Here is a 16,549-nt window from a genome sequence, read left to right as displayed (position 1 = left end):
GGCCTCCGAGATCGCATTCGCAAGCGGCCAAGGCAATGCCAGCATCGCCTCTATTATCCGAAGCGGACCGACTCCTTTACCTAACGAAGACGAAAGGTCGGAGCCGGGTTGAGCTTTCTATCCTACCGCGCTGAAAGTCGGAATGAGACAAGATCATGGTTCGGACGTCCGGCTCCACTTGATTGGGCACCGCTCGCTAACGCGGCGGCGAGAAGAACGGACAGAGTCTGACCGGACCGCCGCCGACAATCGCGAGCTTCCTCCGATGTGCCGTTACGCCTTCAAGCTCAACCCTTCAGCTTGATTTTCTTCAAGCCTTCGCCGCAGCCTTCTCTTCTGTAAAGACCGGGCAGGTGCCGCCCGCCTTCTGAAAGATCGACGCCTTGGTCAGACCGGGAATAGCCTTGGTGCATTCGAACACGCCATGCGCGCCCGATCCGCGCGCATGGACGATGCGTTCGGGAATACGCTCATGGTCGAAATGAAAGATTTTCTCGCGGAGAACGAAATCTTCCAGCAAGGTCGGGCCGCGTTCGCCTGCCTTGAGGCTGTTCTGATTGTCGGCGATGCGGTGGCCGAAATTGTCGGTCAGAAAGGACGTTCCGGCGTCCTCGCCGTCAGGTGCCACATTCTGATGAAGCTCGCCGCCGTTGCCGTTGACATTCTCGATATCGGTCACGCCGGCACCCGGTGGGTGATCCTGCAGGGCATTGTCCACGGCGGGGGATGATGGGGACACTTTGGTCGCGAAGCCTCTCCTCTATTTATGATTGCGATGGTCTTATAATTCCCGGGCGAGCGCACAGTTGACTCACTCCGGCCGCGGGCGGCGCAGCCAGGATTTCCGCCCGGCCGGGCCGACCTCCCTCTTCACCGAACCGAGTTTCTTCGGATCAGGTTGACGATCGCCAGCAGAATCAACGCGCCGACGAAGGACACAAGCAGCGAGCGGGCGTCAAAGGCACCCGACGTGATGGGAAGACCGCCGATGAGCGGCGTGACGATCCACCCTGACAGCACCGAACCAACGATGCCGACGACGATATTCAGGAAAATGCCCTGCTGGCCATCGGTGTGCATGACGATGCTCGCCAGCCAACCGATGATACCGCCGACGACTAGAAGAATGATGATACCCATGATGTGATTCCTTGCTTCAATGATTATGCGGGTGAGTTGAATTTGGCCGGATGCGGCGCCATGCCTTATTTGCGCTGCGCTTCCGCCTGCATGTGGAAGGCGTCGGCGCGTTCATCGGCATCCTTGCGGATAGCCTTGGCCTTTTGCTCGAGCTGTTCGGCCTGGACATCGGCCTGGCGGCGAAGGCTGTCCCCCTGTCGCTCGAGACCGACGGCCGCCGCCTCGCGCGCCTCTCTTGCCGCGTCGGCAGCACGGTCCCGCGCGGCGCCGATGCGCTCGCTGGGTCCGTCGCCCGAATAGGTCTGGCCTGCCGCCTCCGCAGCGATCTTGTCCTTTTCGGCGCCGACCTTCGCCTGCGGGCCTTCACAGCCACTGAGGATCAGCAACAGCGCCATTGCTCCAAAACAGGCATTTTTCATCATAGCAACCTCCTTCATGACGGCAGCGCATCACCGTTCGTCGTGCTGCGGTCGGGGCCATCTTCGTCATTCCGCCATGACGTGCGCTCCATCGACCAATTGGGCTGCAGGCGCACTTTCGGGTTCGGTGCGCACCAGATTTCGCCGGTCTCGTCGATGGCGGTGACCCAGATCAGATTATGTTCCTGACCATAATCGATCATCGCAAAGGCATAGCCATCGCCCTTGCCCAGGACATGGACGGGGATCGCCGGATCGAGCTGGTTAAAGCTCACCGGGCGTGCTCCGTGACGACGCCTTATCGGCAGCCTCCCGGACCGCTCCCAACTCCACGGCATCCTGTTCGTCGCTCGCCGCCAAATCGACGCCGAGAGCGACGAGTTTTTCCCGGTAGAGTCGAGCCAGGCCCTCGTGAGCGCGGCGCGCCGACACATATTCGGCTCGCCTCGCTTGCTCAGAGCAAGCGTCGATCCGACGCCTGTAATAGGCGATATCCTCTTCTGCGGTGGGCATATGAAAACCTCTTGGGTGATCGGGAGGATCGGCCGGCGCTACCGAACAGGCAGCGCCGGTCATCGGATCATTTGCGGGTAGCGTCACGCACCTTGTCGACTGCCTTTCCGGCGGCGGACTGCACCGTGCCGGCGGCCTTTTCCGCGATGCCTTCGGCTTCGAGCGAATGGTCGCCGGTGATCTTGCCCGCGGCTTCCTTGATCGAGCCCTTGACCTTCTTGGCCCCGCCCTTGATGCGATTATTGTCCATGACCACCTCCTTTACAGGCGCCGCTCACCACAAGCGGCGGCACGGGCTCCATTTGAGCGGCGCTGGGCAATCGGCAAAGATGCAGAAGCACCAAATCGTCTGGTAGTGCGGGACTAGTTGCGTCTTAGCGGATAGGCCGGGTGAGCGGGAAACCGCGCTCGCGGGCCCACAGGATCGCGGCCGCCCGGCGATTGACGCCGATCTTTTGATAGACGCGCGCGATATGGTTGCGCAGCGTGTTGCGCGACACGCCCATACCCTTCGCGATCGCCGCATCGTCGCGGCCTTCGCAGAGCAGGCTCAGCACCTCCTTCTCGCGGCGGGTGAGTTCGCTGACCTCCACCGGTGCGGCATGCGCGTGCGGGGCGCGCAGATTGGCGAGCTTTTCAACTACCGTGCGGCTGAACCAGTTGGTGTCCTTCATCACCGCTTCGATCGCGGTGATCAGTTCGAGTTCGCTGTGCCGGCGCTCATGGATATCCTGGATCACCCACAGCACGCACATGTCGTTATGAAGCGGAATGACTTCGGCGGAGATCAGGCAATCGACGAACCCGCCGTCCTCGGTGCGGATGCGCGCATCGCGTCCGCGAAAGCCGCTGCGCCCGGCCAGCATACCCTCGGCATCCTTGAGGAACGACGCCGGCTCCCACAGCTTGAGTTCGGCCATGTTTTTCCCCATGACCTCGTCGCCCGAATAGCCGGTGAGCTGGTGGAAGGCATCGTTGACGTCGCACAGGCAATGGCTTTCCTGGATGGTGATCGCCATCCCGATGGGCGCGAGGCGGAAGGTCTTCACGAACCGTTCCTCGCTGTGGCGAAGCTCGTTCTCCGCCTGCCGCCGCGGCTCCAGATCGGCGAAGGAAAAGAGCATGCAGGGCTGCTCGTCGAGGTCGATCGGCTGGCCCGCGACGATGACGAGCTTGCGGCCGCCGTCGGGTAACGAAAGGTCGGCCTGCATCTGTGGGATCGTCTTCCCCTCGCGCAGCCGTTCCTTGGCCGTCTCGAGATCGGACGCGTCCTGGAGCACGTCGATATCGTAGAGCGATTGGCCGAGCACTTCGTCGCGGGTGTAGCCGGTCAGGTCAAGAAACCCCGGATTGACCTTCACATAGCGATGGTCCGACAGGCGGCAGATGACCGCGGGAGCGGGATTGACGTTGAATGTCTGCTCGAAGCGCTGCTCGGCCTCGTAACGCAGCGACACGTCCTGCACGACCAGCACTAACAGGTCGGGTTTGCCATTCTTGTCGGCCAGTACCAGGCTGCGGACCTGATGAATCCAGCGCGGCTCCTCCTCCGCGGCCGGCGTAACCTCGACGACGACTTCCGAAAATTCCTCGCCCGCGACAACGCGCGCAAGCGGATAGTCGCCCTTGGCGAGAAGATGATTGTTGCGATAGCGGAGCTGGAAGCGCTTGCGATATCCTGCGGCGTCGCCGCCGAGCGCCCCGACATTCTCAATGCCATGAATGCGCAGCGCCGTGTCATTCGCCCAAACTATGTCGCCCTTCTCTCCGATCAGGATGACACCTTCCGAGAGGCTGGCCACGATTTGGCGAAGGCGATCAAGATCGACCGACTGGCTGCGAAGCGAGGTCAAACCGGATGTCCCGGTACGTTCTTAACGTAATGAAATATAGAAAATCGTCCGGCTGTGCAGCGCGATATCATGCCGGTATCTATCACCTCCAGGGTCCCCTTGCGTGGTTCAGATATCTGCCCAGTTCGAGCCGCGATTCACGACCTTTTATTAGCTGACCAATCTTACGCGCCGCAACGGCTTGGCGACAAGCGTCGATGTTGGATCAGGTAATCAACCGGCAGAATCCTGGCTGATCCCCGTACTACCCAGCGCGGCGAAAGGCGGCTTTCGAGCTCAATCTGAGCTGGCGCCTTCGACGGATCTGAGGCGCTTCGCTTACACCCTGTTCCGACATGCGCGAACGGCAGATTTCGGGCATCCCCACATCCACATGATCGTGCCCGGCGGCGGCATATTGCGCGATGGGACACGCTGGATATCGGCGCGCCCCGCATTCCTCCTTCCGGTCCGCGTGCTCGGCGCCCTCTTCCGCCGCCTGTTCATCACTCGCCTGCTCGCCCTCCACGATGCCGGCAGGCTCAGCTTTTTCGGCGGCATGACGCAGTTCGCCGACCGGCGTGCATTCCTGCGGCACCTCTCGCCCGTTCGCAAGAAGCGCTGGTCGTCTATGCCAAGCCGCCGTTCGCCGGGTCCGAGGCCGTGCTCGCCTATCTCGCGTGCTACACCCACCGGGTCGCCATATCGAACAGCCGGCTTCTCCGCTTCGACGAGGCCGGGGTCACCTTCCGGTACAAGGACTACCGCAAGTCCGGTGCCGGACGGCAGCAGGTCATGACCATCGCCGCCGACGAGTTCATCCGCCGCTTCCTCCTTCACGCCCTGCCGCGCGGATTCCACAGGATGCGCCACTATGGTCTGCTCGCCAGCGCCAGGCGCAAGGACCATCTCGAACGCACGCGCCGCCTGCTTTGCGTCGCACCCCCACCAGCCGAGGATCCGCCCGATGAGCTCGAGGCCCACCCAACCTGTCCGTGTTGCGGCGGCACCATGATCATCATCGAGGTCTTCGAGCGCCGCTATCAACCCCGCGCGCCGCGCCGGACAGCGCTCCCATCCGGGATACAGGCGCCGTGACCCGGCACGGCTTGACGCAGACACGCCTAGGGCACACCCGTCCCTGGAAGCGGACCTGCTCGCGCCGGTGCTGCCCAAAAGCAGACGGCGCTATAAAAAAATCGGCCCGTCCGCTTTTCGGCGCCCGCTTTCGCGACCTAAATCCAGACAGTCCGCTATCGCGCATGTCTGCTTTTGGGCAGCACCTGGCTACCTCACGATCTTCGCAAAATCGCTTTCCCCATAGCTCAGCCCATGACCCCCGCGGATCGGGCATCGCCGACTTTCCGACGCCTGTCGGCGTCCGAAACTCTAAACGCTTACAGCCAGTCCGGATTTGGTTCGAAAATGGCGAAAGCGGTCATTGCGCGTTGGCTCGTCCCGCTGACATTCCCCAAGTGCATTGGCGGCGGGGTGATAGGTGGCACGGACAAAATCATGGCCTGGAGGACACGGACGTTATTCAACGGTTCGAAGCGCTGTGTCTCGGATGCTGCGACGGCATCCGAGATTTGGCAGATGACGCGCGTTAAGGACGCTTTGTCCAACTGCCGGCAGCGACGGGCACGGCAAGCGTCGATGATACGCCGCCTGTCACACAGGCCACGTCGGCGGCGGATACCGAATTTAAAGCGGTCGACATGTCCGCCGCAGCGGCAATACTCATCCCGCTCCATCCACCAACCTCCAGCGGACCCACAACTTTAGTGGACGAAGCAGAGGTGGTCGTTCCAGCCCAGCCATCCCGATAAACCAGCTTCAGCGCTCCGGTATCGACGGAGGACCCAGAAAACAGCTTCAAGTACCACCGACCGTCGCGCGTCAAATCGACGAGAAACTCTCCGGGCGACAGCACAGGAGGGTGCGGCATTTCATAAAGGCCGATCTTTGCCCATACGCCGCCCACTGCATAGGGGTCGGCCAACAGCGTTTCGACCAGCTGTGGCCAGGCGCTTCCTTCAAGGATGATGACGCTGCTTTCGATCCCCTCACCCGAAAAGAGCGCGTCGTCGCGACGAGCGAGCGGGGCCGAGAAACGCAGAGACTCCAGCGATAGCAGATATTGACCATGCGCGGCGAGAAGTACGGGGCGAAGCGCCTCTGCTGCGGCGCTATCGGCACAGATCGCGACGAGCAGCATTCTAGGCTCCTTTCGCTTGCACGGCGCGCAGATCGCTCAGCAGCGCATTGAGAAGCCGCAAGAGTGCCGGCGTGCGGTCAGCGCCCCCGAAATGGTGCACATGGCCTAGGATCCGTTCGAGGTAGACGGGAACATTCGCTCGACGCAGACTTTCGGCGAAGCGCTCGCCATCGTCGCGCACGGGGTCATATTCCGTCGTAACGATCGCCGCCGGCACGGTAGTCGAGAAATCGGCCTGCAGGGCGGGTGAGACGAGCGGCGATTTTCGTTTTTCGCCCGGTGCATATTTTTCATAGCACCAGTCGAGCTGCGCCTTGGTGAGGAAATATCCAGTGGCGAGTTCATCGACGGACGGGCTCGACAGCGTCGCATCAAGCAGCGGGTTCGCCAAAACCTGGAACGCGATCTTTGGTCCACCGCGTTCGTGCGCGAGGAATGGCAATGCGGCCGCCGGGCTACCGCCGCTACTTTCGCCACCGACGCCGAGCAATGCGGGATCGCCCTTGAATTCCTTCATATGCCCCGCTGTCCATATAAGCGCGGCGTAGGCATCCTCCAGCGGCGCGGGGAACTGCGCTTCGGGCGACAGGCGCTGGTCGACGGCCACAATCACGCATTTGCTCTGATGGGCGAAATCGCGGCGTCCGGCGTCGAACATGTCGAGCGTGCCGCGAACGAACGACCCGCCATGCACCCAAAGGATAACCGGCAAGGGTCCTTCCTCGCGCGGGACATAGATGCGGACCCCCATGTCCTGCCTATCGCCCCCAGCAATCGTCCGGTCGATGACGTCACAAAGATCAGCCCGTTCACCCGTGGCGATCAGCGTCGCGGCGCCGCCGCGGAATAATTCCAGATTTTCGTCGGTCGGATCGGGCACGTCGGCCATCTTTTCAAGAAACGCGACCGCTTCGGGGTGGAGGGGCATATTGGGCTCCTAGGGATAAGGAATGGATCTGGCCGCGCGGCTCAATAGAGCCGCTGATATCGTGGCAGGTCATGCATGATGACATGCTTGCCGCTGGAGAGCGGACTGTGCGGCTTGCGCACCGGACGATTGAGCAGGGCAGGAATTTGCGCTGCCAGCGCGACCTGGCGCACCATCTTGCGAACGAGGCGTCCGAGAAACACCGAAAGTTCTGCGGTGAGTTCAGGCGTTTCAGCCGCAAAGGTCGAGGTCCAGCGGACGAGCGTTCGGCCGTCGGGTACGGCCTGGAATTCGGTCAGGCCCTCATATTTGACGACCGGAAGCCCGCTCAGCAATTCATAACGGACGCGCTTGCCCTCCGCGACCTCGGCAATGCGCTCGCGGATTTCCGTGCCGCTGGCCCCGATGATTTTGCGAACCGCGCCGACGCTATTCGGCCCTGCATCGCCGACGCTTTCTATTTCCAGCGACTGGATGTCGGTCCAACTGACCCATGTCGACTGATCGCGGACAAGTTCGAAAAGTGTGTCGAGCGGCGCCGAGGAAATCCACGCCGCGGTGACCGAAGTGCTGTTGTCGCTCAATTTATCCTCCTGAAAATAAAAACTAAACTCGGATGTGCGACTCGATCTCCTGATCGAGCAAAATGGCGCCGTACGGCTGAAAAACGTCGGTCCCGGCGATGATATGCTGGCAGGCGGAGCGCATGTCGCGAAAGCGCCGCTGCATCGACGAGCCGGCATAAAGTGACGCCGTCCCGGCGTCGGAGAAAACCTCGTTGGCGATCGCCAGGCATTCCTGGTGGACGTATGCGACCATTGAACGATGACGAACGTTCATCGGCGTTGTTATCGCCTCGCCCCTGTTCGCGCGGTCCCATAATCCCTCCGCCTCACTGAGGACGAAGGCCCGTGCGGCCGCCAGCCGAATTTCCATCGCGGCATATCGTTTCTGGAACAGCGGGCTTTCGGCGAGGAAACGCGTGGGGGTATAGATTGGCTTGCGCAACTTGGCCGAATCCGCCAACTCGTCGAGCATGCCGCGGGCAATCCCCAAGACGACGCCGAGGTGGAAGGTGCCGAGCGCCGCGTTCAAAGCAATCCGGCCAAGCGGCCCCGCTTCAGGACGGGTGATACTGGCATAAGCCGTGCGGCTTTCGGAGACGAAATAATTGTTGAGCCGGATATCGTGGCTTTCGGTCGAGCGGAGGCCCATCGAATGCCATGTATCGAGAATTTCAATTTCGGATGTAGGAACCGCCGCGATCTTGGGTTCGATAATGCCATCTGCGTTCGCAACCGGACGGCCCTCGGCGTCGGTGACAAGGCTGTTCACGAGAAACCACTGGGTCGGGTATGACCCGCTCGCTAGTGGCCATTGGCCATCGAGAAGATAGCCGCCATCGACCTTCGTCATCTTGCCGCGCGGAGTCAGCGCGGCGCGTGACATTGGCGGTGTCAGACCGGAATATACCTCCTGCAAAAACTCGTCGGGAAAGCGTGTCCAGGCGATGTGGACCTCGCTTCCCAGCATCATGCTCCATGCCGTCGATCCATCGGCGCGGCCGATCTCCTCGATGATCGCGACCGCATCCTGCAAGCGATATCCCGCACCACCATATTTCGGATGAAGCGCCATCCGGAAAAAGCCGGTCGCATCGATCTGCCGATATAAATCCGCTGGAAACGTACGCGCGGTTTCGATCTCTTCGGCACGCTCGGCGATCTGCTTTGTTATCGGGCGGAGTGCATCGAGCAACGCTTCCGGGCCCCGGAATACCGGCGCGACTCCAGCGGCTGCGCCGGCCCGCGATTCCCTTATGCTATTTGAAAGCGACATGTCGTCTCTCCGCGTCCCGGCTCATGTTCCGGGCAATAAGCCAGTCGCTGGAAAAGGCCCGGCTGCGGGCGCCTCTTGCAGCTTGTCCGCAAGATTTATGTACCATTTGGAACAATTCTTCAAGGCGAATATGTTGCCGCCGTGGCGTCTCATGCGCGCACGCCATCCCAGCGCGGATAGGGTGGCAATGACCCCATCAGCACCGAGCCCAAGAGGAAGAAAGGGATCACGAACAGAATCAAATGGTCATAGCCGCCAAAAATGTCGAACATGACGCTGGATAGAAATGGTCCCACGCCGGCGGCAAATGTGATCATGCCGACGAGAATCCCGTAGATGGTACTGATATTGCGCAGTCCGAAATAACGGGTCGCGGCATAGGCGACGATATCCAGTTCCGATCCGCTGGAGAAACCGATCAATATGCCGATCCCGATCGCCGCAACGGGTCCGGGATCGGCCAGCAACAGGCCGCAAGCCACCGACGGGAGGCCGAAACAGACCACCGCAATATAGCGGACGCGTATATGGTCGAGCAACGATCCCGCAGTGAGCCGACCGACGATCGCGGCCAGGCCGATCGCCCCAGCCGCAGCCGCGGCGGCCTCCGGCGCCATGCCGCCTTCGCGGAGGATGGGAACGAAATGAACGACGAGTGCCAGCGAGGCGATGGTAAAGGCCAGGGCACTGATCGCGATCCGGATATAAATCCACGATCGCACCGCCTCACGTACAGTAAGCCCCCTATGCGCGACACGATCTAGCGATTGATCGGCGCAGGCTGCTGACCTGTTATCCGGACGGTCGCGAAGGAAAAGAGCAACAAGCGGTATCGAAGAGGCTGCGACGATCGCCGAGCAGCCCACCAGCGCGCCGCGCCAGCCATAATTTTCGAGTAGGACGGTCGCAACAAGAGGCATGACCGCCATCGACACGCCGGTCCCGCACAGCATCACGGCAATCGCCAACCCACGGCTGGCGTGGAACCGGCTCGCAACCGCAGGAGCCCATACCGTTGTCGTGGTGCAACTGAAGCCGACGCCGAGCAGCAGCCACAATAACCACCAGTTGATAATCGAAGGGCCAGTGGTAGCCAGTAGCGCGAATGCCCCATAATAGAGAAACAGCCCGGCCAGTCCGATCCGCCGTGAACCAAAACGATCCACGGCGGCGCCAACAAAGCCGGAAGCTATGAGGCTGACAGTGGCCAGAATCACCATTCCCGCGGTGATCTCCGAAACCGACCATCCATATTCCCGGTGAATGGAAGGGAGAAGGATGCCAAAGGTGGGAATATGGGTGATCGAGGCAGCAGTTCCGGCAAAGCAGGCGAGTAGCGTCCCCCAATTCTGTTTCCATTCACGCCGAACCGCGCCTGGATCGTCGCTCTTCAGCATTGACCACCACCCTACTCGGAAATGGTTGGCCGGCGCGGAATGGGAGCGCACGCCGCCACCATCCGCACCAACCCGTCTATTCGGTCCGCACGCCGCACCGACACTATCTGAACTTGGCGGTCAGCGTGATACCATAGGTCCGCGGTGCCGCTGGAACCTGGGAGTCGCCAAAGCGCACGCGCGACAGCCGCGCGACGTAATAATATTTGTTCGTCAGATTCCTGGCCCATAACCGGATGCCAAACTGCTCATTATCGGACGTCCACCCCAGTTGAGCGTTGATCAGCGTATAGGCCGGGCTCCGCAACCGGTTGTCGGCAAACCAGAAAAAGCCGTCATTATAAGATATGGTTGCGGACGGCCGAAGGGTCCCGCTGGACAGCGGTATATTGAATGTTGCCGTCCCCGTCGCAGTATAGTCGGGAAGAACAAGCAGGTCGTTCCCCGACGCATCGACCGTCCGTTGCACCGCGTCGGCGCCAATCGAGGGCGCGTTCGGATAGCGGTCATATTTTCCACGCATCGCGGAAAAGGCACCCGACAATTCAAGGAAGTCGGTGGGCTTCGCCGAGAAGTCGATTTCGAGACCCGTCGTATGCGCCTTGGCGGCATTCAGCGTTACGACACCCCCCGGGATGACCAGCGCGGTCTGGATATCGTCATAGAGATAGTGGAAGGCAGCGATATTGAGCCGCATCCGACCATCGAACAACTGCGCCTTCAATCCGCCTTCAAAAGACTGCAAAACTTCGGGCTGGAAATTGTTGACGGTTCCCGACAGCAAGGTCGGCGATATCAGGTTGTAACCGCCGCCCTTGAAACTGTTGTTATACGAAACGTAGACCATCAGATCGTCGCTGAACTTGTGGTCGATCGCTACCCGCCACGAGGGTTTGGCAAAGCTCTGGCTCGACCGGAGATTGCCTGCCGGATAATAGAAATCCTGCCATTCCTTGGTGTAGCGCGCGCCGGCGGTAACGCTCGTACCACCGCCCAGTTCGAGCGTTCCCTGCGCAAAACCGGCGATCGAACGCCCTTCCTGTTGCGACCCGATGAGGGGTAGGGGGGCGATGATTGGCGTCGCGCGATTGAAGAGCTGGCCGCGTCCGAAAATGTCGAAATAATAAAGGCCCACGATCCAGTTGAACCGATCCGACGATCCCGCGAGTTGGAGCTCCTGAGAAAAGGCACGCCCCTTTTCGCGCAGCTCAAGCTGGCTCAGCGGCTGCGGCGTTGAATCGGAATCGCTGAAGAAAGTTCCCGTCAACTCGCGATAGCCGCTGATCGCCGTGAAATCGAGATTGCCGATTTCCTGGTTCAGCTTGAATGATACGCCATACATTTCGAGCGGGTTGCCCGTCGGGAGGTCGTTGAGCGTATTGAACTTGCCTGGATAGGTCGACACGCCATCGCCGCCTATGACCCCAGGCATCAGCTGGTATCCCGACGAGTTCAGGAGGTTTGAATAGTCGGCGGTTACCAGGATTTTCGTGGTGTCGGTCGGCGTGACGAGCAGCTTTGCGCGCACCGTATAGCTGTCGATTGCGCGCTGGAAAGCCGGTTCGTTGAGAGTGAGGTTACGGCCAAAGCCCTTTCCCTGGTTGTCATATTGCGCCGATACACCGATTGCGGCCTTGTCGCCGAGACCGGTGGTTCCGTATGCCTGCAAGCTGACTGTGTTGTAATTGCCATAGGTGAGCGAGGCATCGAGTTCGGTTTCCTGCGACGGGTCCTTTGTAATGATCTGCACGACGCCGCCTGTCGCATTGCGACCGAACAGCGTGCCTTGCGGCCCTTTTAGCACTTCGATCCGTTCGACATCATAGAAGGTGAAGAAGTTCGATTGCGGGAAGGGAATATAGACGCCGTCGACATATGTCGCGGTGGGCTGCTCGTCGGTCGGATTGGGCAGGTTCGACCCCACACCGCGCAGATAAAGATTGCCGACGTTCGCGTTGTAGTTGACGACCAGTCCCGGCACGGCGGAGGTCAGGTCGACCGTGCTGGTGACGCCCTTATCCAGCGCATCATTACCGCTGATAACGCTGACCGCGATCGGCACGTCCTGCAGGCGCTCGCTGCGCCGCTGCGCGGTCACCACGATATCGCCCAGTACCCCGCTGGACTGGCTTGCGGTGTCGACCGGCTCGGTAGCGGCGCCGGCGCTTTGCGCCATCGCTTGCGGGCTCGCAGATAGCGCGAGGGCAAGCATCAACGAACGATGGTAGCACATAGCCTCTCTCCCCTCGCCCTTTGATTTCTTTTTTTGGCCAGTTGGGCGATAACTTTTAGACCAGTTGGATAACAATTAGCTCATGGCGGTCAATTGTCAAGCGGTGACCCGCCATAACGACCAGAACTAACGTAGTTTTCTAGAAAACCTTGTCGTCACGCCAACGTGGTGACTCATCCATATCCTTCATATATATGGACAACTATTCTCATAGATGGCAGGTGAATGGCGTCAGAAGCGGATTTCCCGCTCCGTCAGCCCCTTCATTTTCGACAGGAATTATCGATGCATGACCATCCAATCCGCGTGACGACCGAACGATATGGCCATGTGGCCGCCGTGACATTTGCCAATGCGACGAACAACCATATCAACCTACCGCTTCTGCGTGCGCTTGCCGATGTGCTCGATAGGCTCGACGCGGATTCGAACTGCCGCGCCACGATCCTGCGATCGGAAGGAAAAATTTTTTGCGCCGGCGCTGACTTGACCATCCCCAACGCCTTGGGCGAAGAAGAGGGCGAAAGCTTCGGCGCATCGACGATCAAATTCTATCGACAGGCAGTCCGACTGTTCGCAATCCGCAAACCCATGATTGCCGTTGTGCAAGGCGCCGCCATCGGTGCGGGCCTTGGCCTGGCGCTCGCCGCCGATTTTCGCATCGCAGCGCCTGAAGCCCGCTTCGCCGCGAACTTCGTGAAGCTCGGCTTTCATCCCGGTTTCGCTATCAGCCACACGTTGCCGCGCGCGATTGGCGAGCAGCGCGCCGCGATGATGATGCTGACGGGGAAACGCCTATCAGGCGAAGATGCATGTGCGTGGGGCTTGGCCGACGAGATTGCATCGCTCGACGATTTGCTCGATGCGGCGCTGGCGCTTGCCGGCGAGATCGCCGAAAATGGGCCGCTCGGGGTCGAGGCGACCCGTGCAACGCTACGCCGCAAACTGGTCGAGGATGTCCGCGCCGCGACGGCGCTCGAAGCGGTACGGCAGGCCGAACTGGATGGCACCGATGATTTTGCCGAAGGCAGGCGCGCGGTTCACGAGCGTCGTCCCGGGCGGTTCGAGCGTCGCTGAGCTTCCCGACCGCCGCGAGTCAGCTTTCAGACGCCGCCATCACGCGCAATTTCTTCTTCAACACCTTGCTGAGCAAGCCCTTGGGTAATTCATCGATCACCCGGACTTCCCATGGCCGCTTGAACTTCGACAGCTTATCCGCGCAATGCGCCTCGATCGCCGCGGCGAGTCCGGCATCGTTGCTGTGCGCGACGACGAAAGCCACCGGCACTTCCTGATAGAGAGGATGCGGCTTACCGACGACGGCGACTTCGCGCACGCCGGCCACGCCCATGATGACCGTCTCGATTTCAAGCGCGGCGACATTTTCGCCACCGACTTTCAACATATCCTTCGCGCGCGAAGCGTAGAATATCTCGCCGTCGGCGCGCGGCGTAACTTCGTCACCCGTGTCATAAAAGCCGTCGGCGTCGAAGGCGGCATCGGTCGCCGCCGGGTCGTGTAGATAGCCGGCGAATAGCGAAAGACCGCGAAGCCCGCGGACCCACAGCCGGCCGCGTTCGCCAAAGGAAACTTCGCGGTCGGCCTCGTCGCGGATAGACAGTTCATATTCGTGCGCCGCCCGGCCCATGCTGCCTGGCGCCTCGGGCAAGCGCCAGTCGCTGTGGCAATTCTGGGAAACCGTCTCGGTCGAACCGTACCAGGAAATCTGGGATATGCCCCAATTATCCTGGCAGATGGTACCGCCCGACCCGCTGGAAAAGAAACGGACGCTGTGTTCGGCCGGACAAGGCTGGGAGATCAGCGCGTTCAGCGTAAAGCCGATCTGCGACACCCAGGTGCAACAGTTTCGTATGGCGATGTCCCAGAAGCGGCTCGCCGAAAATCCCGGCGTCAGAACGATCGTCCCGCCCGACCAAAGCGTCGACATATGCGAATAGCCGAGCCCGTTGGTGTGGAACAGCGGGAGGTGAATGAGGGTGATGTCCTCGGCAGTGAGGCCGAGGTGCGCAGCAGTTGTCCGGCCACTCCACAGCGCATTGGCATGCGTCCAGACGACACCCTTTGGTCGAGACGTCGTCCCCGATGTATATTGGACGCTACCGAGGCGGAGCGGCTCGGCGTCGCGTCGCGGTGCCACGGCATCATCGCCGCGCAATGCCGAGAAGGGCAGCAAGCGGTAATCACCGGCATCTTGCTCATCGGCTCCCTCCATGCAGGCAATCCAACGCAACACGGCGCCCGCATCGCGCACCACCGGAAGAAAGCGAGGCTCGGTCAGGACCGCGACGGCGCGGCTGTGTTCCAGAAAAAAGCCGAGCTCATCGACCGACGACCCGGTGTTGGTGGTCACGACCAACGCGCCGATGCGCGCGCAGGCATGCCAGGCGAACAGGAATTCGGGGCAATTGCCCATGTGGATGACGACCGTGTCCTCGGCCGTGATGCCTTGCGCCGCCAATCCGGCCGCATAGGCGCGCGTCTCTTCGGCGAACGCGGCATATGTCCAGCTTTGCGGTGCTCCATCGACCGGTTCCCAAACCAGGAAGATCTTGTCGGGTCGCAGACTGGCTTGCCAGTCAACAAGCCACGGCAGATCGCGCCCCGTAAATTCGTGAAAAGGACCAGCGTTGCTCATTACCGCATCTCCCGCATTTTGTTTTCGTTCAACCTTTGCCGGTCGCGACTATAAAGCCGCGCTCTTTTCGAGCGCGGCGACCTCGGCGCGCGTCAATCCCCACTCCATCAGCCCGCTGATGTTATGCGCGCCGATCGCGGGGTCAGTCTCCTGGATCCGCCCCGGTGTTGCCGAGAAGCGCGGCGCCGGCGCCGGTTGAAGCACCCCGTCAATCGTGACAAATGCCCGCCGCGCCACATTATGCGGATGGTTCGGCGCGTCCTCCAGCCCGATAACGCCCGCGGCGCAAGCATCGCTCCCTTCCATCTCCGCGATCCATTCGCGCTGAGTCCGGGTCAGGAAAGCCGCTTCGATCCGCGCGCGCAGGTTCGGCCACATCGAACGGTCGAGTTGCCCTTCGCGCGGAAAATCCGCGATGCCAAGCTTTTCGAGCAGCAACGTGAAGAATTGGGGCTCGATCGCCCCCACCGCCATCCATCGACCATCCTTGCAGCGATAGGTATCATAATAAGGCGCACCGCCATCGAGTTGGTTCGCGGCGCGATCATCACTCCACGCACCGGCCGCCATATGCCCATAGAACATCGCAAGCAGCGAAGCGGTGCCATCGCTCATCGCGGCATCGACCACCTGCCCTTCTCCAGTACGACGCGCATGGAGCAACGCGGCAAGAATACCGACAAGCAAATACATCGCACCGCCGCCGAAGTCGCCGACCAGGTTGAGCGGTGGTACCGGCTTGTCGGGCAGTCCGATCGCATGGAGGGCGCCGGTGACCGCAATATAATTGATGTCATGCCCAGCGGCCTGCGCAAGCGGACCAAATTGGCCCCAGCCGGTCATGCGGCCATAAACCAGCCCGGGATTACGGGCGAGCGCCGCGTCGGGACCTAGGCCCAGGCGCTCCATCACCCCCGGACGAAAGCCTTCGAAGGTCGCGTCGGCGCGCTCCATCAATCGAAGGCAGGTTTCGATCGCTTCGGGCTTTTTGAGGTCGAGCGCGACCGATTTGCGGCCGCGCCGCGTGACCTGAACTTTCGTTCCCCGGTCATTCCCCTTGCGGTCGATCCGCAGCACATCAGCGCCAAGATCGGACAGCAGCATGCCTACGAAGGGGCCGGGCCCGATGCCCGAGAATTCGAGTATGCTCACCCCTGCAAGCGGTCCCTGATTCACGCGCGGCTCCTATCTCGACCTTTGTCGTGCCCGCTCCCTTTTGTCGGCACCGACGAGGACGCTCGATCAGCGAATTGCCGGCCCCTTGAATCTGCCGTTAGCCGGAGCCTCCGAAGTCGATGTATCAATTTTCTCATAATTCACAATAGGAGATAATGATTCTCTATGTTGTACAACGTGCCCACCCTGTTCTAAGCG

15 protein-coding genes and 2 pseudogenes are annotated in these 16,549 nt (G+C 61.0%); 2 read left to right on the top strand and 15 right to left on the bottom strand.

The genetic code is table 11. The features are described 5' to 3' along the window. Nucleotides 1-319 precede the first annotated feature (319 nt). From CVO77_RS21735 to CVO77_RS18730, 7 genes and pseudogenes are all read right to left on the bottom strand, one after another. Nucleotides 320-679 (bottom strand): annotated as a pseudogene (locus tag CVO77_RS21735) (catalase); the annotation flags it as partial. 191 nt (nt 680-870) lie between these two features. Further along, entirely contained in the window at nt 871-1,140 is a 270-nt protein-coding gene (locus tag CVO77_RS18755; protein WP_106000375.1) for a GlsB/YeaQ/YmgE family stress response membrane protein, read from the bottom strand. Nucleotides 1,141-1,205: 65 nt separating this feature from the next. Beyond that, entirely contained in the window at nt 1,206-1,562 is a 357-nt protein-coding gene (locus CVO77_RS18750; RefSeq protein ID WP_146130907.1) for a hypothetical protein, read from the bottom strand. A gap of 11 nt (nt 1,563-1,573) precedes the next feature. Further along, the gene (locus tag CVO77_RS18745) at nt 1,574-1,834 is read right to left on the bottom strand and encodes a hypothetical protein (protein WP_242446012.1); all 261 of its coding nucleotides are present in this window, start codon (nt 1,832-1,834) and stop codon (nt 1,574-1,576) included. Then, nucleotides 1,824-2,135, bottom strand: a complete 312-nt coding sequence (locus CVO77_RS18740; RefSeq protein ID WP_158258134.1) for a hypothetical protein — start codon at nt 2,133-2,135, stop codon at nt 1,824-1,826. The genes CVO77_RS18745 and CVO77_RS18740 overlap by 11 nt, the downstream gene beginning before the upstream one ends. Before the next feature lie 4 nt (nt 2,136-2,139). Continuing rightward, entirely contained in the window at nt 2,140-2,322 is a 183-nt protein-coding gene (locus CVO77_RS18735; RefSeq protein ID WP_106000372.1) for a CsbD family protein, read from the bottom strand. A gap of 124 nt (nt 2,323-2,446) precedes the next feature. After that, nucleotides 2,447-3,925, bottom strand: a complete 1,479-nt coding sequence (locus tag CVO77_RS18730) for a PAS domain S-box protein (protein ID WP_106000371.1) — start codon at nt 3,923-3,925, stop codon at nt 2,447-2,449. Nucleotides 3,926-4,283: 358 nt separating this feature from the next. Between CVO77_RS18730 and CVO77_RS18725 the strand changes: the two are divergent. After that, nucleotides 4,284-5,002, top strand: a pseudogene (locus tag CVO77_RS18725) (IS91 family transposase); the annotation flags it as partial. A gap of 508 nt (nt 5,003-5,510) precedes the next feature. Here the strand turns inward: CVO77_RS18725 and CVO77_RS18720 are convergent. From CVO77_RS18720 to CVO77_RS18695, 6 genes are all read right to left on the bottom strand, one after another. Then, nucleotides 5,511-6,122, bottom strand: coding sequence for a YciI family protein (locus tag CVO77_RS18720; protein WP_106000370.1), 612 nt, complete (start codon nt 6,120-6,122; stop codon nt 5,511-5,513). Nucleotide 6,123: 1 nt separating this feature from the next. Then, a complete protein-coding gene (locus CVO77_RS18715; protein WP_106000369.1) occupies nt 6,124-7,050 on the bottom strand; it encodes an alpha/beta hydrolase in 927 nt (308 codons plus the stop codon). A gap of 41 nt (nt 7,051-7,091) precedes the next feature. Next, nucleotides 7,092-7,634: an SRPBCC family protein gene (locus tag CVO77_RS18710; RefSeq protein ID WP_158258133.1), complete on the bottom strand. Its 543-nt coding sequence runs from the start codon at nt 7,632-7,634 to the stop codon at nt 7,092-7,094. Nucleotides 7,635-7,656: 22 nt separating this feature from the next. Further along, nucleotides 7,657-8,889: an acyl-CoA dehydrogenase family protein gene (locus tag CVO77_RS18705; RefSeq protein WP_106000367.1), complete on the bottom strand. Its 1,233-nt coding sequence runs from the start codon at nt 8,887-8,889 to the stop codon at nt 7,657-7,659. Nucleotides 8,890-9,038: 149 nt separating this feature from the next. Beyond that, entirely contained in the window at nt 9,039-10,286 is a 1,248-nt protein-coding gene (locus CVO77_RS18700) for an MFS transporter (protein ID WP_106000366.1), read from the bottom strand. Between the two features lie 103 nt (nt 10,287-10,389). Next, the gene (locus CVO77_RS18695) at nt 10,390-12,462 is read right to left on the bottom strand and encodes a TonB-dependent receptor (protein WP_158258132.1); all 2,073 of its coding nucleotides are present in this window, start codon (nt 12,460-12,462) and stop codon (nt 10,390-10,392) included. A 282-nt stretch (nt 12,463-12,744) separates the two neighbouring features. Here CVO77_RS18695 and CVO77_RS18690 point away from each other — a divergent pair, with 282 nt between their 5' ends. Further along, nucleotides 12,745-13,596 carry an enoyl-CoA hydratase/isomerase family protein gene (locus tag CVO77_RS18690; protein ID WP_338061526.1) on the top strand — a complete coding sequence of 284 codons (852 nt, stop codon included), beginning with the start codon at nt 12,745-12,747 and terminating at the stop codon, nt 13,594-13,596. Nucleotides 13,597-13,615: 19 nt separating this feature from the next. On the opposite strand, the gene CVO77_RS18685 is transcribed toward CVO77_RS18690, so the two are convergent. After that, entirely contained in the window at nt 13,616-15,175 is a 1,560-nt protein-coding gene (locus CVO77_RS18685) for a class I adenylate-forming enzyme family protein (protein ID WP_106000363.1), read from the bottom strand. Nucleotides 15,176-15,223: 48 nt separating this feature from the next. After that, nucleotides 15,224-16,351, bottom strand: coding sequence for a CaiB/BaiF CoA transferase family protein (locus CVO77_RS18680; RefSeq protein WP_106000362.1), 1,128 nt, complete (start codon nt 16,349-16,351; stop codon nt 15,224-15,226). Nucleotides 16,352-16,549: the final 198 nt, after the last annotated feature.

This window comes from Sphingopyxis lindanitolerans (assembly GCF_002993885.1).
Classification (GTDB): Bacteria; Pseudomonadota; Alphaproteobacteria; order Sphingomonadales; family Sphingomonadaceae; genus Sphingopyxis; species Sphingopyxis lindanitolerans.
The sequence above is the reverse complement of the archived record's forward strand: the minus strand, read 5'-3'. Positions and strand labels throughout refer to the sequence as shown.